Below are 24,861 nucleotides of genomic sequence, written 5' to 3' on the forward strand. Positions count from 1 at the left end.
CTCACTTCCCCCAACAGTTCTGCAGGCCCCAGGTGCTGTCCTGGGACGGGATGCCGGGCACCGGGTGGTCGGTGATGACCATGGAGCCGGTGTTCTGGAAGCCGCTGGGCTTCTTGCCGCTCTTGGCGTACTCGACGGCCGCGTCCACACCCAGCGCCGCCATCTTGGCCGGGAACTGCATGACGGTCGCGCCGTACTTGCCGTCCTTGACGTCCTGCACGCCCTGGCAGCCGCCGTCGATCGAGCCCATGACGACCTGGTTGAGCAGGCCACGGGCCTGCAACGCCGCGTAGGCGCCGCGGGCCGTCGGCTCGTTGAGCGTGTAGACGGCGTTGACCGTGGTGGCCCGTTGCAGCAGGTTCTCCATACCCTGCTGGGCCTGGCTCTGGTCGCCGTTCACCGACTGGTGGCCGAGGATCGCCGGGTCACCGTCCTTGAGGCCGAAGCCCTGCAGGAAACCGGTGTGCCGCTGCGTGTCCACTGTGGAACCGGCGGTGCCGTCCAGCATCAGCAGCTGCGGCGGCTTGTCGCCGAGTACCGCCTTGACGTACTGGCCCTCCTGGCGGCCGGCCGCCGTGTTGTCGGTCGCGTAGGTCGCGTCGACCGCGTTGGCCGGGTCGGTCTCGGTGTCGAGGGCGATCACCATGATGCCCTTGTCGCGGGCCTGCTTGATGGCGCTGAGCACGCCCGTCGCACTGTTCGGCGTGATCAGGATCGTGTTCACGCCGCGTTGCACCAGGTTCTCGATCGCGGTCACCTGGCCGTCGTTGTCCCCGTCGAACTTGCCGGCCAGGGCCGTGAACTGGGCCCCGAGCCTGGTCGCCTCGGCCTGCGCGGATTGCCTCAATGCCACGAAGTACGGGTTGGTGTCCGTCTTCGTGACCAGTCCGATCTTCGCCTGCGTGTTGTTCCCGACAGCGGTGGAGCCACCCCAGTAGCGTTGCGTCGTGCAGCCCGTGGTGGTGACGGCCAGGATGGCGACAACGGTCCCCATCGTCAGGCCCAGTCTCATGGCGGCCCTCCTGATCAGCGGCGGTGCTGGTTGCGGCGACGCTAATTGCGGGTAAGGTCCACAGCAAGCGTTTGCGCAAACGCTTGCAGCTGTTTCGATCACGAAGCGTCGCAAGGAAGCCTGCCATGGTCACGATGAAGGACGTCGCTCAGCTGGCCGGCGTGTCGATCACGACGGTCTCTCACGTCGTGAACGGCACCAGGGCGGTGGCGGCGGAGACCAAGGAGCGGGTGCTCGACGCCGTCGCCAAGACCGGCTACACCGGCGACGTCATCGCCCGGTCGCTGGTCACCGGCGGCACCCGGTCGCTCGGCGTGGCCATCTCGCTGGTCGCCAACCCGTACTTCGCCGAGCTCATGCAGGCCATCGAGAGCGAGGCCACCGCCGCCGGGTACACCCTGCTGCTGGTCGACACCCATGACGAGGCCGAAACCGAGGAGTACTCCATCCGGATGCTTCGGGCCCGCCGCGTGGACGGCCTGCTGCTCACTCCTCACCCGGCGCCGTCAGCACCGTGTTGCCCGAGCTTCGGCGGCTCAACATCCCGACCGTGCTCGTCGACCGGTTGCCCGGCAACCAGCCCATCGACCAGGTCGGTCCCGAGAACGTGCAGGCCATGTCCGCCCTCGTGCAGCACCTGGGGGAGCTCGGCCACCGCCGTATCGGCCTGATCAGCGGCGCCGCCGGGCTCACCACCTCGTCCGAACGGGAGCTCGGCTACCGCCTCGGTCTGGGCCGGGCCGGTCTCCCTTGGGACCCCGACCTGGTCGCCTCCGGCGAGTCCACCACCGTCCAGGGCGGCGTGGCGCTGGCCCAGCTCCTCTCCCTCGCCGCCCCGCCCACCGCCGTCGTCGCCGGCAACAACGCCATGATGGTCGGCGTGCTGCACGAGGCCCGCCGCCGCCAGCTCAAGATCGGCACCGACCTCGCCGTCGTCGGCTACGACGACGTGGAGTGGGCCGACCTGGTCGATCCGCCCCTGACCACCATGGCCCAGCCCATCGCCGACATCGGCCGCACCGCCGTCCGCATGCTGCTGGCCCGAATCCAGGACCCCACAAGGGAACCGCAGACCGTCCGCCTTCCGGCCAAGCTCATGCACCGCCAGTCCTGCGGCTGCGCCTGACGGGCCTCGCCGGGCAGTCTGGCGGAATTCCGCTGACCTGTCACACCAAACGCCGCTGTCCTGTCCAAGCTGCCGAGGCCGACAACACAGGCAAGGGGATGGTGGTCATGTCGTACCCGGACAAGGTCTACTTCGGCGGCACCGGCGAGGTCAGCGCGAACTTCCGGCCCGCCGACACCCCACCCGACCTCGGCACTCCCGGCGACGGCCTGCACTACCTGGCCACCACCGAGCAGACCCGCGGCGAGTTCGGCCTCTACCGCGTGATGATGAAACCACGGGCCGGTGGGCCGAGCACGCATTTCCACCGGCGGATCTCGGAGACCTTCTACATCCTCGACGGCACGGTCCGGCTCTACGACGGCGAGAAGTGGATCGATGCCAAGGCCGGCGACTTCCTGCACGTGCCGCAGGGCGGGCTGCACGCCTTCCGCAACGACGCCGACGCCCCGGCCGAGATGCTGCTGCTGTTCACGCCGGGCGCGCCGCGCGAGGAGTACTTCGAGCGGATCGGCCAGATCGCCGCCGAGGAGCGGGCCGCCTTCCTCGACCGGCACGACTCGTATTTCGTGGACTGAGCTCGGGTTTGTGACGGTCAGCTGAAGTCGGCGGCGTGGTCGACCGCCCACTGCTCGAACGTGAGCGCGGGACGGCCTACGAGCCTGGGCACGGTGTCGGAGACCGGCTCGGGGTTGGCCACCAGGGCGGCGTGACCGGCCAGGATGCCGTCGACGGCGGACGGCGGCAGGTCCGCGGAGATCGCCCGGCGGGCCACGTCCGCGGGCACCTCCTCGAACCGCACGGGCCGGCCGATGGCGTGGCCGATCGCCGCCGCCTGCTCGATCTGCGTGATCGACTCCGGCCCGGTCAGCACCGGCCGCTCGCCGATCAGACCGTCGCTGGTCAGCGCGAGGGCGCCGACGGCGCCGATGTCCTTCTCGTGGATCAACGCCCGCCGCGCCGCCCCGTGGATCCAACGGACCACGCCCTCGGCCCGGACGCCTGGCGCCCAGCCCAGGGTGTTGGCGGCGAAACCGGTGGGGCGCAAGAACGTCCACTCGAGACCGGAGTCCTCGATCAACCGCTCCATCATCGCGTGGGACCCGAGGATCCCTTCGGTCGTGTCGGCGGAAACCCCGTTCGCCGACAGGTAGACGACCCGCCGGGTCTGCTTGGCGATCGTGGCGACGACCTCCGGAGCGGCGTGGTCGGCGGCGAGCGTCGGCCACACCAGGAACACCGAGTCGACGCCGTCGAGCGCCGGGCCGAGGCTCGCCGGGTCGGCCAGGTCGCCACGCACGACCTCGACGCCGTCGGGCAGGGCCGCGCGACCCGGGTCCCGGACCAGTGCCCGCACCGCGACACCCTTGTCCCACAACTGGGCCAGCGCACTGCCACCGACCCGGCCGGTGGCTCCGGTCACCAAGATCATGGTTGTCCCCCTCGATCGACGATCGCCCCACGATGCAACCTCGACCAAGGTGGAGGTCAACCGAAGGTGGGATGCACCTCGTTGCGCTCCAACGCGGCGGCGGCTTCGAGGAGCATCCAGGCGGAGAGCTGGACGGAGAGGTCGCGTTCGGGGCGGCGACGGCCGGGGGTGGTCGGCATGACCCACTCGGCGCCGAAGACGGGGCCGCTGCGAAGGTCGGCGCGGTTGCGCCACGCGGAGTCGGCGGACAGGTAGACGATTTGGGCGGCTTCCTTGTCGTCGAGGACGATGGCGGCATGGGCGAGGTAGCGGGCGAGGATGCCGGCGAACAGGCCACCGTCGCCGCCGCCGTTGCCGGGCAGTACACCGCCCTCGCCGACCATGTGCTCGGCAACGGCGAGCACGGTGCGGCGGGCGAGAGCGGCCCAGGAGTGGTTGCCGGTGGCGAGGAAGAGCTCGACGCACGCCCCGAGGTAAACGCCCTGGCAGTAGGTGAAAGCCCAGTCGACGACGCCGGAGACCTCGCCGGACGGATCGACGCGAAGGCCGTCGAGCACGAGACCGGTGTCGGGGTCGATCAGCCACTCGTCGATCCAGTCCACAATGGACATTGCCCGTTGGAGGTCGACCCGGTCGCCGAGGCGGGTGAAGAGCATGGCGGCGGGACCGTTGGCCGGCACGTTCTTGAGATTGTCCTTGGCACGCCACCAGATCCCGCCACCACCGTGGTCGGTCCAACCGTCACGGAGGCGTTGCCGGATCTCGTCGAGCGCCGACGGCCGGCGGACGTCGAGCTCCTCGCCGGCCCGCCACAGGGCCAGCCCGAGCCACGCGATGTCGTCGTAGTAGCGGTTGAGCCACCGCCGCCCGTTGCGCAGCCGAATGGTGTCGATCAGCAGGGAGATGTCACGCAGCCGCGCGGGCGCGGGCGACCGGAGCTGGGCGTCGACGAGACAGTCGAGCAGATGCGCCTGCCACCAGTAGTGCCACGGCACGTGCAGCCGCCGCACCCCGGCGGGCCAGCCGGTGACGGCGATGAGGGTACGGGGCAGGCCCCACAGCCGGCGCAGATGTCTGGTCCGCACAGCCCGCTCGGCCATGGCTGCCCGGGCGGCCCACAACGCGGGGGAGTCCGTCACCGATCCATCGTGCGCGCTTGATCGATTCCGCAGACACCGCGATCACCAGGACGTATGAAGGTCGGCGTGTTGCGCCACCCACGTGTGCATCACGATGCCGGCGGCGACCCCGGCGTTGATCGACCGCGTCGACCCGAACTGGGCGATCGACACGACCACGTCGGCGGCGGCCTGAGCGGCGGCGGAGAGCCCGGGCCCCTCCTGCCCGAACAGCAGCACACAGTCTTTCGGCAGCGCGGTGTTCTCGATCCGTACGGAGCCGGGAGTGTTGTCCACGGCCACGATCTCCAACCGCGAAGCCCGCGCGAAGTCCACCAGCGACTCGACGTCCTCGTGGTGGTGCAGGTGCTGGTACCGGTCGGTGACCATGGCCCCACGCCGGTTCCACCGCCGCCGCCCCACGATGTGCACGGCGCGAGCGGCGAAGGCGTTGGCAGTGCGCACGACGGTGCCGATGTTGTGGTCGTGCTGGAAGTTCTCGATGGCGACGTGGAACGGGTGCCGCCGCCGGTCCAGGTCGGCGACGATCTCCTCACGCCGCCAGTACCGGTAGTGGTCGACCACGTTGCGCCGGTCGCCCTCGGCCAACAGCTCCGGGTCGTACCGCGGGTCGTCGGGCCATGGTCCCTCCCACGGCCCGACCCCGACCTCGAACCCGGCCGCGACCCACTCCGTCGGGCCGACCTCGTCCTGGGACAAGGATTCCTCGCTCACCGGGTCCGACCGCCCGGCAGGAAGTACTGCCCACGCGCCACCTTGGTCGCGGCGGCCACGATGTTGCTGGGGAAGGCGACGATCCGGCGGTTCACCGCGTGCACGCTGTCGTTGTAGTCACGGGATTCCGCCGCCACCCGCTCGTCGCTCTCGCCCATCTGCTCCCACAACAGACCGAAGTCCCGTCCATCGCGCACCGCCGCCGGCACGCCGGCCAGGAAGCTGGTCAGCTCCTCGTGCAGCAGCTGCTCGGCCTGGCCCTGTGCGACCGGCCCGGCGCCGCGGCTGGCCATGGCCATCGACCGCGCCTGCACGATCGTGCTCACGTTCACGCCGCCGGCCTTGGTCACGGCGATGATGCCGCCGATCAGGTCGTGCCGGCGCTGCAGCTCGGCGTCCACCCGCTGCCACATCCGTTCGACCGTCCCGCGCTGCACGGTGAATCTGTGGTGGCTCGACGTGACCGCGAGCGCGACCAACAGCAGCACGACCACGACGGACAGGACAGCGACCAAAGGACGACTCCTACAGACCGAGATCCGAGAGATCGAGAAGGTACCGGTACTCCAACCCGGCCTCCGCGATGGCTTCCCGTACCCCGGTGTCGCGGTCGACGACCGTCGCCACGCCGACCACGATCGCGCCGGCCTCGCGCAGCGCCGTCACGGCCGTCAGCACACTGCCGCCGGTGGTGGAGGTGTCCTCAACGGCGAGCACCCGCTGCCCGGCAACCTCGATGCCCTCGATGCGCCGCTGCATGCCGTGCGCCTTGGCCTCCTTGCGGACCACGAACGCGTCGAGCACCTCGCCGTCGGCCGCGGCGGCGTGCATCATCGCGCAGGCCACCGGGTCGGCGCCGAGCGTGAGGCCGCCGGCGGCAACGTAGTCCCAGTCGGCGGTGAGCTGCCGCAACAGCTTGCCGATCAGCGGGGCCGCCGCGTGGTGCAGCGTGGCGCGCCGCAGGTCGATGTAGTAGTCGGCCTCCTTGCCGGAGGACAGGGTGACGCGGCCGTGCACGACGGCAAGTTCGGAGACAAGACGGGCCAGTTCGGACTTCGCCGGAGATTCCACTCGCACGGGTTCACACCTTCTCACGTCCGGCCGCGGCCGGCGGCAACCCGCCCGGCGATCCTCCTCACCAATCCACGCGGCACCAGCCGCGACAGGCCGACGACCGCCTTGTACTGAAGGCCGGGAATGCTGACCGCCTTGCCGCGGCCAAGATCGGCCAGGCACTCGCGGACGACCTGGTCGGCGTCCAGCCACCACAGCTCGGACGTCTTGGCCATGTCGATGCCGGCCCGCTCGTGGAACTCGGTGTGCACGAAGCCGGGGGCCAGCGCGAGCAGCCGCACGCCGGTGCCGGTCAGCGCGATGGACAGCCCCTCGGTGAACGAGGTGACGTAGGCCTTGCTGGCCGAGTAGGTGGAGCCGCGGCCGGGCATGAAGCCGGCGACGCTGGAGACGTTGATGATCACGCCGGCGCCGCGCGGCACCATGGTCTCCAACGCGGCATGGGTCAGCCGCATCACCGCTGTGACGTTGACGTCCAGCTGCTGCTGCATGTCCTCGACGGGCGAGGTCCAGAACTCGCCGGAGGTGCCGAAGCCGGCGTTGTTGACCACGACGTCGACCGGGCGGGAGGCGTCGCGCAGCCGGGCCTCCACGGCCGCGCGGCCCTCGACACTCGAAAGATCGGCCGGCAGCACCTCGGCGTCGACGCCGAACCGGCGCTTGAGCTCCTCGGCCTGCTCGACGAGCCGGGCTTCGGTGCGGGCGACGAGCACGAGGCTATCGCCGTCGGAGGCGAACCGGCGCACGAAGGCGGCGCCGATACCGGAGGTGGCTCCGGTGACGAGACAGGTGGCCATGCCAGCACGTTACCGGCGAGTCAGCCGGGAAACATCGCCCTCAGGCCGGGTTGCGGCCGCCGAAGGACGGCCGGTAGACCTCGCCGCCGTTGTCGTCGGTCGGCTCGTCACTGGGCGTGTCGGCCTCGAAAGGGTCGACCACGTCGGCCAGCTCGCCGACGTCGCGCAGCAGCCGCTCCAGCCGGGCCGGGCTGGCCCCGGGCGGCGCGGCCGCGAGCACCCAGTCCTCCTCCAGCCAGACCACGGTGACGTCGCCGCCGATCTCCTCGGCCGCCTCGACCAGGTCGGGCGTGATGAGCATGCGGGCGGCGGTCAGGTCGGACACGAAGGCGTAGCGCTGGCCGACCGGGCCGAGCAGGTCGGGCATCTGTTCCCGCTGGAACGGCACGCTGGGCAGCCAGAGCTCGACCACGACCGGGTGGGTGCGGCGGCAGCGGATGCCGACCAGCACCGAGTTGACCTTGCCGCCGTTCTCCAGGTCGAGCACGTACACCTGGCGGCGGCCGTCGGCGGTGAAGGTGGAGCCGGCGACGACGTCGCGGGCCACCCCGCTGCCGTAGTAGGCGATGGCTCCGTGGTGCCAGCGTGTCGGCAGCACGTGGTCTGTCTCGGCGAACTGCCAGCCGCGCAGCCCCGCCCAACGCCGACGCTCGCGGTTACGCGCCGTCCGTTGGGCGCGGTCTGTCGCCAGCAGTGCCAACCCGGCCACCGCCAGGACGACGAACGCCGTGAACCAGACCCACGCAGGTATCACAACAGGCAGGGTAGCGGCCGTCCGGCCGATTACGAAGATCACTAGTGGGTCAGTTCTCCGGAGAACGGGTAACGATGCGCCGTCGGCCGGCGCCGAGCCTTGCTCGACACCGGCCGACGGCCGTCAACATCAGCTGGTCAGCGACCGCCCGACCATCAGGCCGGAGTTGTCCTCCCAGGCGTCTACGACCACGGTGTCGCCGTCCCGGATCTCGCCGGCCAGCAGCTCCTTGGCCAGCTGGTCGCCGATCGAGGACTGCACCAGCCGGCGCAGCGGCCGCGCGCCGTAGATCGGGTCGAACCCGTTGAGCGCCAGCCAGTCGCGGGCCGCGGGCGAGACCTCCAGGGTCAGGCGGCGCTGCGACAGCCGCTTGGCCAGCCGGTTCACCTGGATGTCGACGATCGCGGTCAGCTCCTCGGTGGCCAGCGCGTGGAAGACCACCAGGTCGTCCAGCCGGTTGAGGAACTCCGGCTTGAAGTGCCGCTGCACGGTCGACAGCACCGCGTCCTTGCGCTGCTGCTCGGTCAGCAGCGGGTCGGCGATGGCCTGCGAGCCCAGGTTGGAGGTCAGCACCAGGATCGTGTTGCGGAAGTCCACCGTGCGGCCCTGGCCGTCGGTCAGCCGACCGTCGTCCAGCACCTGGAGCAGCACGTCGAACACGTCCGGGTGAGCCTTCTCCACCTCGTCCAGCAGCACCACGGCGTACGGACGGCGGCGAACCGACTCGGTCAGCTGGCCGCCCTGGTCGTAGCCGACGTACCCGGGCGGCGCGCCGACCAGGCGGGCCACCGAGTGCTTCTCGGCGTACTCGCTCATGTCGATGCGGATCATCGCCCGCTCGTCGTCGAACAGGAACTCGGCCAGCGCCTTGGCCAGCTCGGTCTTGCCGACGCCGGTCGGCCCGAGGAACAGGAACGAGCCGGTCGGACGGTCCGGGTCGGCGACGCCGGCCCTGGTCCGGCGCACCGCGTCGGACACCACGCGCACGGCCTCGGCCTGGCCGACGACGCGCCGGGTGAGCTCGTCCTCCATCCGCAGCAGCTTGGCCGTCTCGCCTTCGAGCAGCCGTCCCGCCGGAATTCCGGTCCACGCGCTGACCACGTCGGCCACGTCGTCCGGGCCGACCTCCTCCTTGAGCATCACGTCGTCGCTCGGGGTGCTCGCCGTCGCCGCCGCGAGCTCCTTCTCCAGCGCCGGGATCCGGCCGTAGCGCAGCTCGGCGGCCCGGCCGAGGTCGCTGTCCCGCTCGGCCCGCTCCGACTCGCCGCGCAGCTGCTCCAGCTGCTCCTTGAGCTCGCGGACCTTCTCGATCGAGCCCTTCTCGTTCTGCCACCGGGCGGTCAGCGCGGACAGCGTCTCGCGCTTCTCGGCCAGCTCGGCCCGCAGCGTGTCGAGGCGGTCCTTGGAGGCCTGGTCGGACTCCTTCTCCAGGGCCATCTCCTCGATCTCGAGACGGCGCACCGCGCGCTCCACCTCGTCGATCTCGACCGGCCGCGAGTCGATCTCCATCCGCAGCCGGGACGCGGCCTCGTCGACCAGGTCGATGGCCTTGTCCGGGAGGAAGCGGGCGGTGATGTAGCGGTCGGACAGGGTGGCCGCGGCGACCAGCGCGGTGTCGGTGATGCGGACACCGTGGTGCACCTCGTAGCGCTCCTTGAGGCCACGCAGGATGCCGATCGTGTCCTCCACGCTCGGCTCGCCCACCAGCACCTGCTGGAACCGGCGCTCCAGCGCCGGGTCCTTCTCGATGTGCTGGCGGTACTCGTCCAGCGTGGTCGCGCCGACCATGCGCAGCTCGCCGCGGGCCAGCATGGGCTTGATCATGTTGCCGGCGTCCATCGCGCCCTCGCCGGTCGCGCCGGCGCCGACGATGGTGTGCAGCTCGTCGATGAAGGTGATGACCTGGCCGTCGGAGTCGGTGATCTCCTTGAGCACGGCCTTGAGCCGCTCCTCGAACTCGCCGCGGTACTTCGCGCCGGCGACCATGGACCCCAGGTCGAGGGAGACGACTCGCTTGCCGCGCAACGACTCCGGCACGTCGCCGGCCACCACGCGCTGGGCGAGGCCCTCGACGATGGCGGTCTTGCCGACACCGGGCTCGCCGATCAGGACCGGGTTGTTCTTGGTCCGCCGGGACAGCACCTGCACCACGCGGCGGATCTCGGCGTCGCGGCCGATCACCGGGTCGAGCTCGCCGTCACGGGCCCGCTGGGTCAGGTCGACGCCGTACTTCTCCAGCGCCTGGAAGGTGCCCTCCGGGTCAGGGCTGGTGATCCGGGACGAGCCGCGGACCTTGGTGAAGGCGTCGCGCAGCGCGTCGGCCGACGCGCCGTGCCGGCGCAGCAGGTCGGCGACCGCGCCGCCCTCGGCGGCCAGTCCCACCAGCAGGTGCTCGGTGGAGACGTACTCGTCGCCCATCTCGGTGGCCAGCCGCTGGGCGTGCGTGATCACCCGCAGGCCGTCGCGGGACAGCTGCGGGGCGGACATGGTGGCGCCGGTCGCCGACGGCAGCGAGTGCGCGAGCTTCTCCAGCTCGGCGCGCACCTGCGCCGGATCGGCCCCGACCGCGGTGAGCAGCGGGGCGGTCAGACCGTCACCCTGGGCCAGCAGTGCGGCGAGCAGGTGCACCGGCGTGATGTCGGGATTGCCGGCCATCGTCGCGGCCTGGGCCGCCTCGGACACCGCCTGCTGCGTCTTCGTGGTCGGGTTGAACTGGTTCATCTCCCACCTTCGGGGCGAGACTTCGGGGTCACTCGATTCAACGTCAGAAAAGTTGAGTCTGTTCCGCTCAAGTACGAGCATACCCGAGTGGGCCGGCTCACCTCACGGTGTCACGCCAGCTCAACGGCCACATCCGGGCCGTTCACCCACATGCGAATCGGGGTTGTCCCCAAGGCCGGCGCGGTTGTCCACAATCCCCAGGTGACGATCCACAGGTCGGCATGGTCGACTGCGCCGTCCGGGTGGTCACGCTTCCAGCGACGCCCGCAGCGACGCGACCAGCTCACGCAGCACGCCATTGGCCGCGCTCAGCCGCGAATCGTCCCAGTCGCCGAAGGCCGACCGGATCAACTCGGCCTGCTTCTCCTTCCAGCCGGCCAGCACCTGAAGGCCGCGCTCGGTCGGGCTGATCAGCGCCACCCGGCCGTCGCTGGGCGACGGACGGCGATCGACAAGGCCGGCCTTCTGGAGCTGGGCGATCTGCCGGCTGACCACGGAGGTGTCGACCACGCGCTGCTCGGCCAGGTCGGACACCCGGACCTCGCCGCGGGCCACCACGTCGGCCAGCAGCGCGCCGGCCGCCGGGTGCAGGCCGAACTCGTCGTCCCAGAACCGGGCCCGAGCCGCGTTCTGGATCTGGTTGAGCATCCGCAGCTGCCGGATCAGCTCGAGCGCCTCGTCGACCGACGGCCCCATCACAGCACCTCGTTCAGCCGATCCAACAGGGCGGAGAACGTGTGCATGTCCTCGTTGGACCAGTGCGAGAGCCGCTCCCACAGCAGCTTGCGGCGGTCGCTGCGGACGGCGTCCAGCCGGTCGTGGCCGGTCTCGGTCAGCTGCACGATGCGGGCCCGGCCGTCGGCGCTGTCCACGGCCCGTTCCAGCAGGCCGAGCTCCTCCAGCCGGGCGATCTGCCGGCTGACCGTCGACTTGTCGAGGCCGGTGCGCTCCACGATCTCCGCGGCGCGCACCGGTCCGGTCTCGTACAGGTGCACGAGCAGGGCGTACGAGGCGGTGTCCAGGCCCGGGTGGACCTGCTTGGCGACCTGCAGGGAGAAGCTGCGGGCCCGGCCGAACAGCACCGAAAGGGCCCGCTCCACGGCCTGGGCTGCCTCCCGGCGGTCAGCCTGATCGTGCTCGTCCACCCTTGGTCCTCCATCCGCGTCACACGAACGTCAAACCGTAGTGGTCGGGGTGTCCGATCCCCGCTAGCGGGCCGCCGTTCTGGCCGATCGGACGCCGAAGAAGTCCCCGCCCTTGCTGCGGCGGTCGTCGGTGCCCCAGTCCCGGGTCCGGTCGACCGGCACCAGCCTGGGGATGTGCTTGCGGCAGTGAATGTAGGCCTCGACCACCTCGAGCACCACCCAGCGCTCGGGCGTGCGGCCGCGGTCGAACTCGGTCGGTAGATCGGGGTGCACCGCCCGCAGCTCGGCGTCGTCGACGATGCGAGCCCGGCCGTTGACGTGCAGGCCGATCAGGTCGTCGACGAAGTCCAGCAGCAGCATCGCCACGTGGGCGTTCTCGCTGATGTTGCCGAGGCTGGCCATGACGCCGTTGCCCCGGTACTCGGGATAGGCCAGCCAGCGCTCGCCCAGCACCTGGACGAAGCCGCGCGGGCCGGCCCGGAAGGAGACGTCGCACTCGCCTGCGGCGTCGGCCGTGCCGATGAAGGCCATGTCCATGCGTGTAACGAACCCACGCATCTCGTCGTTGAGATGGTCGAGGACCTGATCACGGTAGAAGCGGGTGGCCCGGTCGACCGAGCCGAAGGCGCGCTGGAGCAGGTGCTCGCCGCGCGAACCGGGTAAGTGGGCCGCGTCGGGCATCGCGCCCAACGGATCGTCGGGGTGCAGGGTGATGTCGGTCACCGCGGGGGACGGCGCATCCGACAGCTCCAGCTGGAGCAGCTCGGGACCGGCGGTACCGGTCGGAGCAAGGTGGACGGGGGTCACGGTGATCCACCGTGTCACGCCGACCGCGTTCTGCACACCCCCGGCCCATTCTTCGCCCGTTCGTGGGAAGGTCTGTCAACAGTTAGTTACCCCGGTTCGCTCGAACGTGGCATCAAGTCCCACAAGGACCCGATGTCGAGTTAGGGTCCACCCTGTCGGGGGACGGATGCTTGACCACGGGGTGCCTTGCCAGGTGCCCCTGACTACGTGGAGACTGCGCCCGGACCATGACAGCCAACGCCGTGTTGAATCCCTTGCCTGCGACCAACCCTCAACGCGAACCGCCACCTGGTGTCACCGCGATGGTGCGGATGATTCGCGAGAGCTTCGCGGTCGTTGAACCCTGCGCCGACGAAGTGGCGAAGTTCTTCTACGGGATGCTGTTCAGCCTCGCGCCGACCACCCGGGACATGTTCCCGGTGAACATGTCGGTGCAGCGCAGCCGCCTGCTGCGGGCCCTCGTGCACGTGGTGCAGATGGTCGACCGCCCGGACGACCTGATCCCGTTCCTGCGCCAGCTCGGCCGCGACCACCGCAAGTTCGGCGTGGTCGCCAGCCACTACGAGTCGGTCGGCACCGCGCTGCTGGCCTCGATCAAGAAGTTCGCCGGCAAGTCGTGGACGCCGCAGGTCGAGCGGGCCTGGGCCGAGGCGTACACGATCATGGCCCGGTCCATGCAGGAGGCCGCGGCGGCCGACGAGGGCCCCGCCTTCTGGCCGGCCACCGTCGTCGACCACAAGCGCCTGAGCTGGGGTCTGGCCGTCGTCCGGGTGCAGCCCGACTACCCGGTGCCCTACCAGCCCGGCCAGTACGTGAGCGTGGAGACCCCGCAGCGGCCCCGGTTGTGGCGCTACTACAGCCCGGCCAACGCGCCCCGCGAGGACGGCACCATCGAGTTCCACATCCGCGCCGTCAACAGCGGCTGGGTCAGCCGGTCGATCGTGGCCCACACCCAGGTCGGCGACCAGTGGCGGATCGGCGCCCCGATGGGCCGGCTCACCGTGGACCGCGAGGGTGAGCGGGACATTCTGATGGTCGCCGGCGGCACCGGTGTCTCCCCGATGCGGTCCATCCTGGACAACCTGGCCCAGTGGGGCGAGAACCCCCGGGTGCACCTGTTCGTCGGCGGCCGCACCCGTGAGGACCTGTACGACCTGGAGAACCTCCAGCGCATCGCCCAGAGCAACCCCTGGCTGACCGTGGTGCCGGTGGTCGAGTCCGAGCCGGGCCTGCAGGGCTACGAGCACGGCTCGCTGGCCGACGTGGTCACCCGCTACGGCGCCTGGTCGGACCGGGAGGTCCTGGTCTGCGGCTCGCCGGCGATGATCCGGGCCACCGTGTCGCGGATGCTGGTGGCCGGCACGCCGCTGGACCACATCCGCTACGACCCGTTCACCCTCGACTAACAACCCCGGCGAGTCCCGCTTAGCGTCACACCGAAAGCACGAATCCGTTTCGTACTTTCGGTGTGACTGTGGGCGGGACTCGCCGGGGTTACTTCTTGGGCTTCCAGACCACGATCTGCTGCTGCTGACGGACCGGCACCAGGTCGCGGCGGTACGAGGCGTGCACCGCGGCCGCGGCCTGCTCGGCCGCCGCGTGCGCCGCGGCCAGCTCCTCCAGCAGCTCGGTCAGCCGGGACTTCAGCGCGTCCACCTGGTTCTCCAGGTCGATGATGCGCTTGATGCCGGCCAGGTTGACGCCTTCCTCCTGGGACAGCCGCTGCACCTCGCGGAGCAGCGAGATGTCCCGGGCCGAGTAGCGCCGACCACCGCCGGTGGCCCGGCCCGGCGACACCAGGCCGAGCCGGTCGTAGCTGCGCAGCGTCTGCGCGTGCAGCCCGGAGAGCTGGGCCGCCACCGAGATCACGAACACCGGAGTGTCCTCGTTGGTCCCCGGCGGGAACGAGAACGGGTTGCCCATCACGTCTCACCCTTTCCCAGCAGCGCGTCCAACTCCGCCCGCGGGTCGTGGTCGGCGGTGGCCTCGGCGTACGCCTTCAGCGCCTCCTCGGCCTTGCCGTCCAACCGCGACGGCACCGCCACCTGCAGCGTGACCAGCAGGTCTCCCGTGCGGCCGTCCCTGCGCTCGATGCCCTTGCCGCGCACCCGCAGGATGCGGCCGCTGGCCGTGCCCGGGTGCACCTTCACGTTGACGCTCGAGTCCAGCGTCGGCACCGTCAGTGTGGTGCCCAGCGCCAGCTCGGGGAAGGTCACCGGGACCGTCACCGTGAGATCGTCACCGGATCGTCCGAACACCGCGTGCGGCGTGACGTGCACGCGGACGAACAGGTCGCCGCTGGGTCCGCCGTTGCGTCCGGGCTCGCCCTGGCCGGCCAGCCGGATCCGCTGACCGTCGTCGACACCGGCCGGAATCCGCACGGTCAGCGTGCGCACCTTGGTGCTCACGCCCTCGCCGGCGCACTCCGGGCACGGGTCGTCGATGATCTTGCCGGTGCCCCGGCAGTCGCGGCACGGCTCGCTGAACGCGAACGCGCCCTGGCTCCGGCTGACCAGCCCGGCGCCCTTGCAGGTCGGACAGGTGCGCGGCGTGGTGCCCGGCTTGGCCCCCGACCCGTGGCAGGTGCCGCAGGTCGACGGGCTGGACAGCCGCAGCGGCACCGTCGCGCCGCGGACCGCCTCCACGAAGTCGATCCGCACGTCGGTCTCGACGTCGTCGCCGCGCTTGGCCCGCGTCGCCGACGCCGCTCCCGCGCCTCGCCCGCCCCGGCCGAACAGGCCGCCGAGCAGGTCGCCGAGGCCACCCTGCCCACCGCCGGCCTGCGCCCCGCCGAACAGGTCGCCAAGGTCGAACGAGCTCGTGCCGCCGCCGAAGCCGCCACCGCCGGGCCGGAACCCGCCGGAGCCGAACAGCCGCCGGGCCTCGTCGTACTGCTTGCGCTTCTCCGCGTCCGACAGCACGCCGTAGGCCTGCGAGACCGACTTGAAGCGGGCCTCGGCCTTGGCGTCACCGGGGTTGGCGTCGGGGTGCAGCTCCCGGGCCAGCTTCCGGTACGCCTTCTTGATCTCGTCGGCCGTGGCGTCGGAGGAGACGCCCAGGTCGCCGTAGAAATCCTTGTCGATCCAATCCCGTGCGCTCACCGGGCGTCCCTCCCTCCTGCGTGGTACTTACTCAGCGTTCGCCGGCTCATGGTCGGTGACCGCGACCAGCGCCGGCCGCAGCAGGCGCTCGCCGAACCGGTAGCCGCGCCGGAGCACGGCCGTCACGGTCGGGCCGGTCACCTCGGCCGAGGTGTTGTGCTGCACCGCCTCGTGCACCGAGGGGTCGAACTCCTCGCCCTCGTGGCCGAACGGCTCGAGGCCGCTGGCCTGGAGCACCGCCACCAGCTTGTCGCTGACCGACTTGAACGCGCCGGTCAGGTCGCCGTGCGCGGCGGCCCGCTCCACGTCGTCCAGCACGCCGAGCAGCTCGTTGACGATCTGCCCCTTGGCGGCCGTCGCGTTGACCTCGCGGTCCCGCTCCACCCGCTTGCGGTAGTTGGCGTACTCGGCCTGGAGTCGCTGGAGGTCGGCGGTCCGCTCGTCCAGCTGCGCCTTGAACTCCGCGGCCGGGTCGGGCACGGCGTCCTCGGCGGCGTGCCGGCCGGCGAGACCCTCGGTCTCGTCGGCCAGCTCGCCCGGCTCCACGTCGCGAAGCTGGCCCGTCTCCGGGTCGATCCGTCGGCGGTCGTTCACGACCACCGGCTGCTCCTGCTCGTCGCTCACTTCTTCGGGTCCTCGTCCACGATCTCGGCGTCAACCACGTCATCGGCCTGCGGGCCGGCCTGCGCACCCGGCGCGTCGCCGGCCGGAGCGCCCTCGGCGCCCGGCGCGTTGGCGTACAGCGCGGAGCCCAGCGCCTGGGACTCGGTGGCCAGCTTCTCCACCGCGGACTTGATCGCCCCGAGGTCGGTGCCCTTGAGCGCCTCCTGGGCCTCGACGATGGCCGCCTGCACCTTCTCCTTGGTGTCGGCCGGCAGCTTCTCGTCGTTGTCCTTGATGAACTTCTCGGTGCTGTAGACCAAGGTCTCCGCCTGGTTGCGGGTCTCGGCCTCCTCGCGGCGGCGCTTGTCCTCCTCCGCGTGCTCCTCGGCGTCCTTGATCATGCGGTCGATGTCGTCCTTGGGCAGCGCCGAGCCGCCGGTGATCGTCATCGACTGCTCCTTGCCCGTGCCCAGGTCCTTGGCCTGCACGTGCACGATGCCGTTGGCGTCGATGTCGAAGGTGACCTCGATCTGCGGCACGCCGCGCGGGGCCGGCGGCAGGCCGGTCAGCTCGAACATGCCGAGCTTCTTGTTCTGCGCCGCGATCTCGCGCTCGCCCTGGAACACCTGGATCTGCACGGACGGCTGGTTGTCGTCGGCCGTGGTGAAGATCTCGGAGCGCTTGGTCGGGATCGTGGTGTTGCGCTCGATCAGCTTGGTCATGATGCCGCCCTTGGTCTCGATACCGAGGGACAGCGGGGTGACGTCGAGCAGCAGGACGTCCTTGACCTCGCCCTTCAGCACACCGGCCTGCAACGCGGCGCCGACCGCCACGACCTCGTCCGGGTTCACGCCCTTGTTCGGCTCGCGGCCGCCGGTCAGCTCCTTGACCAGCTCGGTCACGGCCGGCATGCGGGTGGAGCCGCCGACCAGCACGACGTGGTCGATGTCGGCGATCTTGACGCCGGCGTCCTTGATCACGTGGTTGAACGGAGCCCGGCAGCGGTCGAGCAGGTCGGAGGTGATCCGCTGGAACTCGGCGCGGGACAGCGTCTCGTCCAGGAACAGCGGGTTCTTGTCGCTGTCCACGGTGATGTAGGGCAGGTTGATGCTGGCGGTGGACGAGGAGGACAGCTCGATCTTGGCCTTCTCGGCGGCCTCACGGATCCGCTGGAGCGCCATCTTGTCCTTGGTCAGGTCGATGCCGCTGCTGGTCTTGAACTTCTCCACCAGCCAGTCGACGATGCGCTGGTCCCAGTCGTCGCCACCGAGGTGGTTGTCACCGGAGGTCGCGCGGACCTCGACCACGCCGTCACCCAGCTCCAGCAGGGAGACGTCGAAGGTGCCGCCACCGAGGTCGAAGACCAGGATGGTCTGCTCCTTCTCGCCCTTGTCCAGGCCGTAGGCCAGGGCGGCCGAGGTCGGCTCGTTGACGATGCGGAGCACGTTGAGGCCCGCGATCTGGCCGGCCTCCTTGGTGGCCTGCCGCTGCGCGTCCTCGAAGTAGGCCGGGACGGTGATCACCGCGTCGGTGATCTCCTCGCCCAGGTACGCCTCCGCGTCCCGCTTGAGCTTCATCAGCACCCGCGCGGAGATCTCCTGCGCGGTGTAGGCCTTGCCGTCGATCTCCTGCGTCCACGACGTGCCGATGTGCCGCTTGACCGAACGGATGGTCCGGTCGACGTTGGTGACGGCCTGGTTCTTGGCCGGCTGACCGGTCAGAACCTCGCCGTTCTTGGCGAACGCCACGATGGACGGGGTGGTACGCGAACCCTCGGAGTTGGCGATCACCGTCGGCTCACCGCCCTCAAGGACGGCGACGACGGAGTTGGTCGTCCCCAGGTCGATGCCGACCGCACGCGCCATTGAACTGCCTCCCTGAAACTGTGCACCGCTGCCGGTTGAGCAGCGTCGACTCAAGTTTGCCAAACGGACCGGAGTTGAGTCCAGTCCGCTCAAGCTTCCTGACCGTCCAACGTGAGAGCCCGGGCCCGTGTTCCCTTCAGTGGTGCGAGCCACGCCACGTCAAGTAGTTACTGACCAGTAACTTCGATTAGGCTGCCCGGACGACTTGTCCGTAACGGGAAGGGCGAGGGAGCAATGGGTGCTCTGCAGGTCACGCTCGGCGTGATCGGTGTTGCCGTCAGCGTCGTCGCGTGGGGCATGTTCGTCGCCGCCGTGCTGCGCCAGGTGCGAACCATCCGGCTCGGCCAGCCCGACCCCACCCGCAACGGCCCGTTCCTGCCCAGGCTGGCCACCCTGGTCAAGGAGTTCGCCGCGCACACCAGGATGGCCAAGGTGCGCACCGTCGCGCCGTGGCACTGGCTGGTCATGTGGGGCTTCCTGATCGGCTCGCTGGTGCTGTTCGAGGCCTACGGCGAGGTCTTCGTGCCGGCCTGGCACTGGCCGGTCATCGGCGACTGGGCGGTGTGGAACTTCGTCACCGAGGTGCTCGGCGTCGGCACCGTGGTGGGTGGTGTGGCGCTGGCCGTGATCCGCCAGCTCAACCACCCGCGCCGGGCCGACCGGCTGTCCCGGTTCGCCGGCTCCAACTTCAAGCAGGCCTACTTCGTCGAGGCCGTGGTCATCATCGAGGGCCTGGGCATTCTCGGCGTCAAGGCGTTCAAGGAGGCCAGCGGCCTCGAGGACCAGCCGCTGTGGGCCAACTTCGTCACCGGGCCGCTCGGCCACCTGCTGCCGGCCAACCCGGACCTGGTCTCCGTGATGGCGATCATCAAGCTGCTGAGCGGCATGATCTGGCTCGCGGTGGTGTCGAAGAACCTGACCATGGGCGTGGCCTGGCACCGGTTCAGCGCCTTCTTCAACATCTACTTCAAGCGTGAGGACGACGGCGCGGTCGCGCTGGGCGCGCTGCGGCCGATGATGAGCGGCGGCAAGCCGCTGGACTTCGAGGAAGCCGACCCGGAGAAGGACGTCTTCGGCGCCGGCAAGATCGAGGACTTCAGCTGGAAGGGCTGGCTGGACTTCAGCACCTGCACCGAGTGCGGCCGCTGCCAGTCCCAGTGCCCGGCCTGGAACACCGGAAAGCCGTTGTCCCCCAAGCTGGTCATCACGCAGCTGCGCGACCACGCCTACGCCAAGGCCCCGTACCTGCTGGCCGGTGGCCGCAAGGACATGGCCGGTGACGAGATCGGCATCGTCGGCGACGACGCCGAGGCCCGGCTGGCCAAGATCGACGTGCTCGCGCTGGCCGAGTCCGGCCGGCCGCTGATCGGCGGCGGCGAGGAGTTCGGCGTCATCGACCCGGACGTGCTGTGGTCATGCACCAGCTGCGGCGCCTGCGTCGAGCAGTGCCCGGTGGACATCGAGCACGTGGACCACATCGTCGACATGCGGCGCTACCAGGTGCTGATCGAGTCGAACTTCCCCACCGAGCTCGGCGGGATGTTCAAGAACCTGGAGAACAAGGGCAACCCGTGGGGCCAGAACGCCAAGGACCGGCTGGCCTGGACCGAGGGGCTGCCGTTCGAGGTGCCGGTGTTTGACGGCGAGCTGGCCGCCGACGTCGAGTACCTGTTCTGGGTCGGCTGCGCCGGCGCGTTCGAGGACCGGGCCAAGAAGACCACCCAGGCCGTGGCCGAGCTGCTGCACAACGCCGACGTGAAGTTCACCGTGCTGGGCTCGGAGGAGACCTGCACCGGCGATCCCGCGCGGCGGGCCGGCAACGAGTTCCTGTTCCAGATGTTGGCCCAGCAGAACGTCGAGGTGCTCAACACCGTCTTCGACGGCCGTGAGCCGGGCAAGCGCAAGGTGGTCGTCACCTGTGCGCACTGCTTCAACACCCTGGCCAACGAGTACCCGCAGCTGGGCGGGACGTTCGAGGTCGTGCACCACACGCAGCTGCTCAACAAGCTGGTGCGGGAGAAGCGTTTGGTGCCCGTCGCGCCGATCGCCGAGGACGTCACCTACCACGACCCGTGTTACCTGGGCCGGCACAACAAGGTCTATGACGCGCCGCGTGAGCTCGTCGGGGCCACCGGGGCCGAGCTGCGGGAGATGCCGCGGCACGGCGACCGGTCCATGTGCTGCGGCGCCGGCGGCGCTCGGATGTGGATGGAGGAGCGGATCGGCAAGCGCATCAACGTGGAGCGGGTCGACGAGGCCCTCGGCACCGCCCCCACGAAGATCGCCACCGGCTGCCCGTTCTGCCGCGTCATGCTCAGCGACGGCCTCACCGCACGGAAGTCCGAGCAGGCCGCCGCCGAGCACGTCGAGGTCGTGGATGTGGCTCAGCTGCTGCTCGCCGCCGTCAAGCGGGGCGAGCAGCCGGCCGAGGTCTAGTTGGTACGGCGGCGTCGGGCGAAGAACACCGTCCCGACGCCGCCGGCCAGCAGGACAAGGCCGGCGATCAGCGGCCACGTCGGGTCGGCACCGGTGTTGGCCAGCTGAGCCGTGTTGGTCGTCTTGACCGCCGCTGGCTGCGCGCTGGGCTTGGTGGTCGTCGTGGTCGGCTGAGCCGTGGTGCTCGTGCTCGTGCCGGCGACCTTGAGCGGCTCCGACTTCGAGTTGTTGCCGGGGTTCACGTCCGTGCCCGCGATGTCCGTGATCGTCGCCGAGACGATGCCGTCCACCGGCCGCGTGACCTTGGCGGGGACGGTGAACTGCCGCGGGTAGCCCTGCTCGTGGTTGCGCAGGAACTCGACCTTCACGCCGGAGCTGCCGACCGGGCTCGCGACGATCCCACCGGCCATCTGCCGCGGGTCAGGCACGACTCCGTCCGGGAACTGGACCAGGACGCTGTACTGGGCCGGCGTGTCCAGGACGGCCGTCCGGACCCGATAGCTGATCTCGTCACCGACGTGCACCGTGCCGGCCGGCTGGTCCGGCGTGATGTCGACCAGCGACGGGTCGGCCGTGCTGGCCTTGTAGCCGACGTCGATGTTGTCGAGCACGCCGTCCACCGGCTGCTGGTGCAGTTCGAGCCAGCCGTTGACCCAGTCGAAGTCGGAATCGGTCGCGGTGTCGCCCTTGTGCGGGTACGTCAGCACGTTCTGGCCATCGGAGCTGAACGACACCTGCAACTCCCCCGGGTACACGTTGGACACCGTGTAGTGGCCGGTCGCGTCGGTTTCCACATCGCGGCCGCCGTCGAGGCGGATCTTGACTCCGGGCAGCAGCGGCTCGGACGGCTGCCGGATGCCGTCCGAGTTCAGGTCCTTCCAGGCGACACCCTTCACGGTGACGGTGTCGGTGTCCGCGTGCGCGGTGGCGACAGACAGTAGCGGCAGAGCGACGGCAAGGGCCGCAACGGCGAAGCGCTTCATCAGAGAATTCCCCCTGTGGTGGTGTTCGATGCCCTGAGGACGCATCGCGTTGCGGGGCGGTTGCCCTTGTGCCACAAGGGAATTCTCTGATCCACAGTCGACTGTTCAGGTGAACCTGACAGGACGTGCAAGCTCATCACCCGGTTGCGTCCGGACTCGGTTACGGTAATTCCCGTGGCTGACGAAGGCAGCGGCGAAAGCACGCTCACCGTCCTGGTTGCGCTCGGTATCAACGTCGGTATCGCGCTGATGAAAGCCGTGGCCGGTGTGCTGAGCGGTTCCGCCGCCATGCTCTCCGAGGCCGGGCACTCGGTGGCCGACACCATCACCGAGGCGCTGTTGCTGACCGCGCTGCGGCGATCCGAGCGGCCCGCCGACCGTAAACACCCCTTCGGCTACGGCAAGGAGCGCTACTTCTGGTCGCTGCTCGCCGCCGTGTCGATCTTCACGTCCGGCGCCGTTTTCGCGCTCATCCAGGGCTACGACGCCCTCGTCGAGGGCGGTGCCGACGAGGGCAATCCCACCGTCGCCTACATCGTGCTCGCGCTCGGCTTCATCCTGGAGTCCGTGTCACTGGCCCGTGCCGTCGTGCAGATCCGCAAGGAAGCCGCCGAGGACGGCACGTCGATCTTGAAGTACCTCCAGGACATCGACGATCCCACCGCCAAGACCGTGTTCTTCGAGGACGCCGCCGCCCTCGTCGGCCTGCTGCTGGCTTTCCTCGGCCTGCTGCTGCACCAGCTCACCGGCTCCGTCGTCTACGACGGCGTCGCCTCACTACTCATCGCCGTCCTGCTCGCCGGCTGCGCCTACATCCTCGGCCGGACCAACCGCGGTCTGCTCATCGGTCGCCAGGCCGACGCCGTCATGGTCCGCGCCGTTCGGGCCCGCCTCGCCGAGGCTCCCGAGGTCGAGGTCGTCGTCGACCTGCTCACCATGCTCACCGGCACCGACCGCGTGCTGCTCTGCGCCCGTCTCGACTTCGACGACAACCTCGGCGCCGCCGACCTCGAACGGGCCTGCGTGCGCATCGCCGCCGAGCTCACCGCCGAGTTCCCGTCACTCGACGAGATCTTCCTCGAGCCCGTGCCCCGCGAGGACCAGAGCCTGCGGGCCCGGGTCCTCGCCCGCTACGGCTCCGAGTTCGTCGCCGAGTAGCTCAGCGCCTCGTGTCCGTGCGGTGGAAGTTCAGGTACGCCCTCGACGGCGTCGGGCCCCTCTGCCCTTGATACCTCGACCCCGCCTGCTTCGACCCGTACGGGTGCTCCGCCGGGCTCTCCAGCCGGAACAGACACAGCTGGCCGATCTTCATGCCCGGCCACAGCGTGATCGGCAGGTTCGAGACGTTCGACAGCTCCAGCGTGATGTGCCCTTCGAAGCCCGGGTCGATGAACCCCGCGGTCGAGTGCGTCAGCAGCCCCAGCCGGCCAAGCGAGGACTTCCCCTCCAGCCGCCCCGCCAGGTCGTCCGGCAGACTCACCCGCTCGAACGTCGCGCCAAGCACGAACTCCCCCGGGTGCAGCACGAACGGCTCTTCGCCCTCCGTCTCCACCAGCGTCGTCAGATCATCCTGCTGCCGACTCGGGTCGATGTGCGTGTACTTGGTGTTGTTGAACACCCGGAAGAACCGGTCCAGCCGCACGTCGATACTCGAAGGCTGGACAAGCCCCAGATCCAGCGGCTCCAACACCAGCCGTCCGGACTCGATCTCTTTGCGCAGGTCCCGGTCACTCAGCAGCACCCGGACAGCCTAGCCGCCCCCAACCGCTGGACGTCCCCGCCCGCTCGTGTAAGCTGAGGACGATCATGCGGGTGTAGTTCAATGGTAGAATGACAGCTTCCCAAGCTGTAAACGCGGGTTCGATTCCCGTCACCCGCTCGGGGTTGAGGGGTCTGTGTTCGCAGAAAGCGCGAACCTGGACCCCTCGCCGTATTTCTGGGGCTCTCGCCCCAGACCCCAAGCAAGGGGGCTCCGCCCCTTGACCCCCGAAGTGGGGGTCGGCTTCGCTTCGCTCGCCTGCTTGGGTGGTGGGTGACGCGACTTCGTCCCTGCGGTTTTCCCTCATGTGCCTTCTGTGCGCTCATCCCGCGCTCGTGATCATTCGCTTCTTGCGGTCTTGCTCGGCTGTCTGTCCGGGGGAGTTGCTGAGGTCGCTGGTTCCTCGTCGCTATCGCCGTTGGGTCTCTGCGGCGCTTCCCTCGGGCCGTCGCTGTTGTCTTCTCTCAGGTTCCGGGTCTTGCTGCTGAAGCCAGGAGGGCGTCGAAGACGGACTTGAGGTGGGGGCGGTTCTGGCGGGAGCGGCGGGTGGCGAGGTAGATGGGGTTGAGGACGGGGGTGGCGGGGCGGTGGAGGAGGGAGAGGAGGCCGGCGTCGAGGAAGGGGCGGGCGTAGTGGATGGGGACGACGGACAACAGGGTGCTGTGGCGGACGTAGGTGAGAATCGACGTCATGTCGGGGATGGTGACGGCGGCCGGGGGTGCGGGGATGTCCCAGCACGAGCGGAAATAGCGGCGGAACATGGGCATTTCCTCGGAGTAGCCGACGAAGCGGCGGCGGGCGACGTCCTCGGGGAGGAAAGGGGCTGGTCGGGGCGGCCGACCAGGACGAACTCCTCGTCGAACCAGTGGCGAAGATGCAGGCGCTGCCGGGGAGCGCCCTCGATCTTGGTGACGACGGCGATGTCGAGGCGGTCGTCGAGCAAGGCGGAGACGAGGTCGTCGGAGAGGCCGATGCGGTGACGGAGACAGATGCCCTCGTCGGCCAAGGGACCGAGGGCGGCGGCGATGTGCTGGTCGAACTGGGTGGCGGGGGCGCCGAGGAAGACGGGACCGGCGTCGAGGGTGCGGCGGCCGTCGATGACGAGGTCGAGGCCGTCGAGATGCGAGGCGATCTCGGCGGCCAGGACGTGACCAGCCTCGGTGGGGGCGATGCCACGGCCGGCCCGGGCGAACAGCGGCCGGCCGGCGAAGGACTCGACGGTCCGCAGATGGTGCGACACGGCGGGTTGTGACAAGCCCAACTGCTCGGCGGCACGAGCGACGCCGCCGGTGCGGTACACGGCGAGGAAAGAGCGCAGCGCGACCAGGTCCTGGGCGGTGGACACGGCAGCAGCTTATCAATGGCTGGCCATGCCATAAACCTGGCGAATGAA

The 24,861-nt window shown here is 69.8% G+C and carries 21 protein-coding genes, 1 tRNA gene and 3 pseudogenes; 6 read left to right on the plus strand and 19 right to left on the minus strand.

Features of this window, described 5'->3' with window-relative positions:
- Window position 1 precedes the first annotated feature (1 nt).
- Window positions 2-1,012 (minus strand): substrate-binding domain-containing protein, encoded by a 1,011-nt coding sequence (locus M3Q35_RS33110; RefSeq protein ID WP_273936468.1) that lies wholly within the window; start codon window positions 1,010-1,012, stop codon window positions 2-4.
- Between the two features lie 125 nt (window positions 1,013-1,137).
- Between M3Q35_RS33110 and M3Q35_RS33115 the strand changes: the two are divergent.
- Together M3Q35_RS33115 and M3Q35_RS33120 are read left to right on the plus strand one after the other, a co-directional pair.
- A pseudogene (locus tag M3Q35_RS33115) lies at window positions 1,138-2,138 on the plus strand (LacI family DNA-binding transcriptional regulator).
- Window positions 2,139-2,245: 107 nt separating this feature from the next.
- On the plus strand, window positions 2,246-2,716 hold the full coding sequence (locus M3Q35_RS33120; RefSeq protein ID WP_273936469.1) for a cupin domain-containing protein: 471 nt from the start codon (window positions 2,246-2,248) through the stop codon (window positions 2,714-2,716).
- Between the two features lie 17 nt (window positions 2,717-2,733).
- Here M3Q35_RS33120 and M3Q35_RS33125 read toward each other — a convergent pair whose 3' ends face one another.
- The 11 genes from M3Q35_RS33125 to M3Q35_RS33175 all read right to left on the minus strand — a co-directional run bounded on the left by M3Q35_RS33125 (window position 2,734) and on the right by M3Q35_RS33175 (window position 12,721).
- Window positions 2,734-3,570 carry an NAD(P)H-binding protein gene (locus M3Q35_RS33125; RefSeq protein WP_273936470.1) on the minus strand — a complete coding sequence of 279 codons (837 nt, stop codon included), beginning with the start codon at window positions 3,568-3,570 and terminating at the stop codon, window positions 2,734-2,736.
- Between the two features lie 56 nt (window positions 3,571-3,626).
- Window positions 3,627-4,670 (minus strand): glycoside hydrolase family 76 protein, encoded by a 1,044-nt coding sequence (locus tag M3Q35_RS33130; RefSeq protein ID WP_273944548.1) that lies wholly within the window; start codon window positions 4,668-4,670, stop codon window positions 3,627-3,629.
- 81 nt (window positions 4,671-4,751) lie between these two features.
- On the minus strand, window positions 4,752-5,423 hold the full coding sequence (locus tag M3Q35_RS33135; protein ID WP_379794239.1) for a TrmH family RNA methyltransferase: 672 nt from the start codon (window positions 5,421-5,423) through the stop codon (window positions 4,752-4,754).
- A complete protein-coding gene (locus tag M3Q35_RS33140; protein ID WP_273936471.1) occupies window positions 5,420-5,938 on the minus strand; it encodes a LemA family protein in 519 nt (172 codons plus the stop codon). The genes M3Q35_RS33135 and M3Q35_RS33140 overlap by 4 nt, the downstream gene beginning before the upstream one ends.
- Before the next feature lie 10 nt (window positions 5,939-5,948).
- On the minus strand, window positions 5,949-6,500 hold the full coding sequence (gene pyrE, locus M3Q35_RS33145) for an orotate phosphoribosyltransferase (protein ID WP_379794238.1): 552 nt from the start codon (window positions 6,498-6,500) through the stop codon (window positions 5,949-5,951).
- Window positions 6,501-6,514: 14 nt separating this feature from the next.
- Complete coding sequence (locus M3Q35_RS33150; RefSeq protein ID WP_273936472.1) at window positions 6,515-7,294, minus strand: SDR family NAD(P)-dependent oxidoreductase; 780 nt, start codon at window positions 7,292-7,294, stop codon at window positions 6,515-6,517.
- A 40-nt stretch (window positions 7,295-7,334) separates the two neighbouring features.
- Window positions 7,335-8,045 carry a type III secretion system chaperone family protein gene (locus M3Q35_RS33155; protein WP_273944552.1) on the minus strand — a complete coding sequence of 237 codons (711 nt, stop codon included), beginning with the start codon at window positions 8,043-8,045 and terminating at the stop codon, window positions 7,335-7,337.
- A gap of 132 nt (window positions 8,046-8,177) precedes the next feature.
- Complete coding sequence (gene clpB / locus M3Q35_RS33160) at window positions 8,178-10,769, minus strand: ATP-dependent chaperone ClpB (protein WP_273936473.1); 2,592 nt, start codon at window positions 10,767-10,769, stop codon at window positions 8,178-8,180.
- 246 nt (window positions 10,770-11,015) lie between these two features.
- Window positions 11,016-11,465, minus strand: a complete 450-nt coding sequence (locus M3Q35_RS33165) for a MarR family winged helix-turn-helix transcriptional regulator (RefSeq protein ID WP_273936474.1) — start codon at window positions 11,463-11,465, stop codon at window positions 11,016-11,018.
- Entirely contained in the window at window positions 11,465-11,914 is a 450-nt protein-coding gene (locus M3Q35_RS33170; RefSeq protein ID WP_273936475.1) for a MarR family winged helix-turn-helix transcriptional regulator, read from the minus strand. Before M3Q35_RS33170 ends, M3Q35_RS33165 begins: the two co-directional genes overlap by 1 nt.
- A gap of 63 nt (window positions 11,915-11,977) precedes the next feature.
- Window positions 11,978-12,721 (minus strand): pyridoxamine 5'-phosphate oxidase family protein, encoded by a 744-nt coding sequence (locus M3Q35_RS33175; RefSeq protein WP_337960497.1) that lies wholly within the window; start codon window positions 12,719-12,721, stop codon window positions 11,978-11,980.
- Between the two features lie 302 nt (window positions 12,722-13,023).
- On the opposite strand from M3Q35_RS33175, the gene M3Q35_RS33180 reads away from it, so the two are divergent.
- Window positions 13,024-14,127: an FAD-binding oxidoreductase gene (locus tag M3Q35_RS33180; RefSeq protein ID WP_273936476.1), complete on the plus strand. Its 1,104-nt coding sequence runs from the start codon at window positions 13,024-13,026 to the stop codon at window positions 14,125-14,127.
- A gap of 88 nt (window positions 14,128-14,215) precedes the next feature.
- On the opposite strand, the gene M3Q35_RS33185 is transcribed toward M3Q35_RS33180, so the two are convergent.
- The 4 genes from M3Q35_RS33185 to dnaK are packed head-to-tail and all read right to left on the minus strand — an operon-like array spanning window position 14,216 to window position 18,290.
- Window positions 14,216-14,644 (minus strand): heat shock protein transcriptional repressor HspR, encoded by a 429-nt coding sequence (locus M3Q35_RS33185; protein ID WP_273936477.1) that lies wholly within the window; start codon window positions 14,642-14,644, stop codon window positions 14,216-14,218.
- The gene (gene dnaJ, locus M3Q35_RS33190; RefSeq protein WP_273936478.1) at window positions 14,644-15,822 is read right to left on the minus strand and encodes a molecular chaperone DnaJ; all 1,179 of its coding nucleotides are present in this window, start codon (window positions 15,820-15,822) and stop codon (window positions 14,644-14,646) included. The genes M3Q35_RS33185 and dnaJ overlap by 1 nt, the downstream gene beginning before the upstream one ends.
- 27 nt (window positions 15,823-15,849) lie before the next feature.
- A complete protein-coding gene (gene grpE, locus M3Q35_RS33195) occupies window positions 15,850-16,446 on the minus strand; it encodes a nucleotide exchange factor GrpE (protein ID WP_273936479.1) in 597 nt (198 codons plus the stop codon).
- On the minus strand, window positions 16,443-18,290 hold the full coding sequence (gene dnaK, locus M3Q35_RS33200) for a molecular chaperone DnaK (RefSeq protein ID WP_273936480.1): 1,848 nt from the start codon (window positions 18,288-18,290) through the stop codon (window positions 16,443-16,445). The genes grpE and dnaK overlap by 4 nt, the downstream gene beginning before the upstream one ends.
- 234 nt (window positions 18,291-18,524) lie before the next feature.
- Here dnaK and M3Q35_RS33205 point away from each other — a divergent pair.
- Window positions 18,525-20,708, plus strand: a pseudogene (locus M3Q35_RS33205) ((Fe-S)-binding protein); the annotation flags it as partial.
- 14 nt (window positions 20,709-20,722) lie between these two features.
- Here M3Q35_RS33205 and M3Q35_RS33210 read toward each other — a convergent pair.
- Window positions 20,723-21,709, minus strand: coding sequence for an SdrD B-like domain-containing protein (locus tag M3Q35_RS33210; protein WP_273936482.1), 987 nt, complete (start codon window positions 21,707-21,709; stop codon window positions 20,723-20,725).
- A 174-nt stretch (window positions 21,710-21,883) separates the two neighbouring features.
- On the opposite strand from M3Q35_RS33210, the gene M3Q35_RS33215 reads away from it, so the two are divergent.
- Window positions 21,884-22,867, plus strand: a complete 984-nt coding sequence (locus M3Q35_RS33215; protein ID WP_273936483.1) for a cation diffusion facilitator family transporter — start codon at window positions 21,884-21,886, stop codon at window positions 22,865-22,867.
- 1 nt (window position 22,868) lies between these two features.
- On the opposite strand, the gene dcd is transcribed toward M3Q35_RS33215, so the two are convergent.
- A complete protein-coding gene (gene dcd / locus M3Q35_RS33220; RefSeq protein WP_273936484.1) occupies window positions 22,869-23,450 on the minus strand; it encodes a dCTP deaminase in 582 nt (193 codons plus the stop codon).
- 67 nt (window positions 23,451-23,517) lie between these two features.
- On the opposite strand from dcd, the gene M3Q35_RS33225 reads away from it, so the two are divergent.
- A tRNA-Gly gene (locus M3Q35_RS33225) sits at window positions 23,518-23,588 on the plus strand.
- Window positions 23,589-23,932: 344 nt separating this feature from the next.
- On the opposite strand, the pseudogene M3Q35_RS48990 reads toward M3Q35_RS33225, so the two are convergent.
- Window positions 23,933-24,813: pseudogene (locus M3Q35_RS48990) on the minus strand (LysR family transcriptional regulator).
- Window positions 24,814-24,861 lie beyond the last annotated feature (48 nt).

The sequence above is a fragment of the Kutzneria chonburiensis genome (assembly GCF_028622115.1).
Lineage (GTDB): Bacteria > Actinomycetota > Actinomycetes > Mycobacteriales > Pseudonocardiaceae > Kutzneria > Kutzneria chonburiensis.

What these genes read in the sequence shown, in the direction of transcription:
- M3Q35_RS33110 (WP_273936468.1), bottom strand. Translation starts at nt 1,012, where the DNA reads ATGAGACTGGGCCTGACGATGGGGACCGTTGTCGCCATCCTGGCCGTC.
- M3Q35_RS33120 (WP_273936469.1), top strand. Translation starts at nt 2,246, where the DNA reads ATGTCGTACCCGGACAAGGTCTACTTCGGCGGCACCGGCGAGGTCAGC.
- M3Q35_RS33125 (WP_273936470.1), bottom strand. Translation starts at nt 3,570, where the DNA reads ATGATCTTGGTGACCGGAGCCACCGGCCGGGTCGGTGGCAGTGCGCTG.
- M3Q35_RS33130 (WP_273944548.1), bottom strand. Translation starts at nt 4,670, where the DNA reads ATGGCCGAGCGGGCTGTGCGGACCAGACATCTGCGCCGGCTGTGGGGC.
- M3Q35_RS33150 (WP_273936472.1), bottom strand. Translation starts at nt 7,294, where the DNA reads ATGGCCACCTGTCTCGTCACCGGAGCCACCTCCGGTATCGGCGCCGCC.
- clpB (WP_273936473.1), bottom strand. Translation starts at nt 10,769, where the DNA reads ATGAACCAGTTCAACCCGACCACGAAGACGCAGCAGGCGGTGTCCGAG.
- M3Q35_RS33165 (WP_273936474.1), bottom strand. Translation starts at nt 11,465, where the DNA reads ATGGGGCCGTCGGTCGACGAGGCGCTCGAGCTGATCCGGCAGCTGCGG.
- M3Q35_RS33180 (WP_273936476.1), top strand. Translation starts at nt 13,024, where the DNA reads ATGGTGCGGATGATTCGCGAGAGCTTCGCGGTCGTTGAACCCTGCGCC.
- M3Q35_RS33185 (WP_273936477.1), bottom strand. Translation starts at nt 14,644, where the DNA reads ATGGGCAACCCGTTCTCGTTCCCGCCGGGGACCAACGAGGACACTCCG.
- dnaK (WP_273936480.1), bottom strand. Translation starts at nt 18,290, where the DNA reads ATGGCGCGTGCGGTCGGCATCGACCTGGGGACGACCAACTCCGTCGTC.
- M3Q35_RS33210 (WP_273936482.1), bottom strand. Translation starts at nt 21,709, where the DNA reads ATGAAGCGCTTCGCCGTTGCGGCCCTTGCCGTCGCTCTGCCGCTACTG.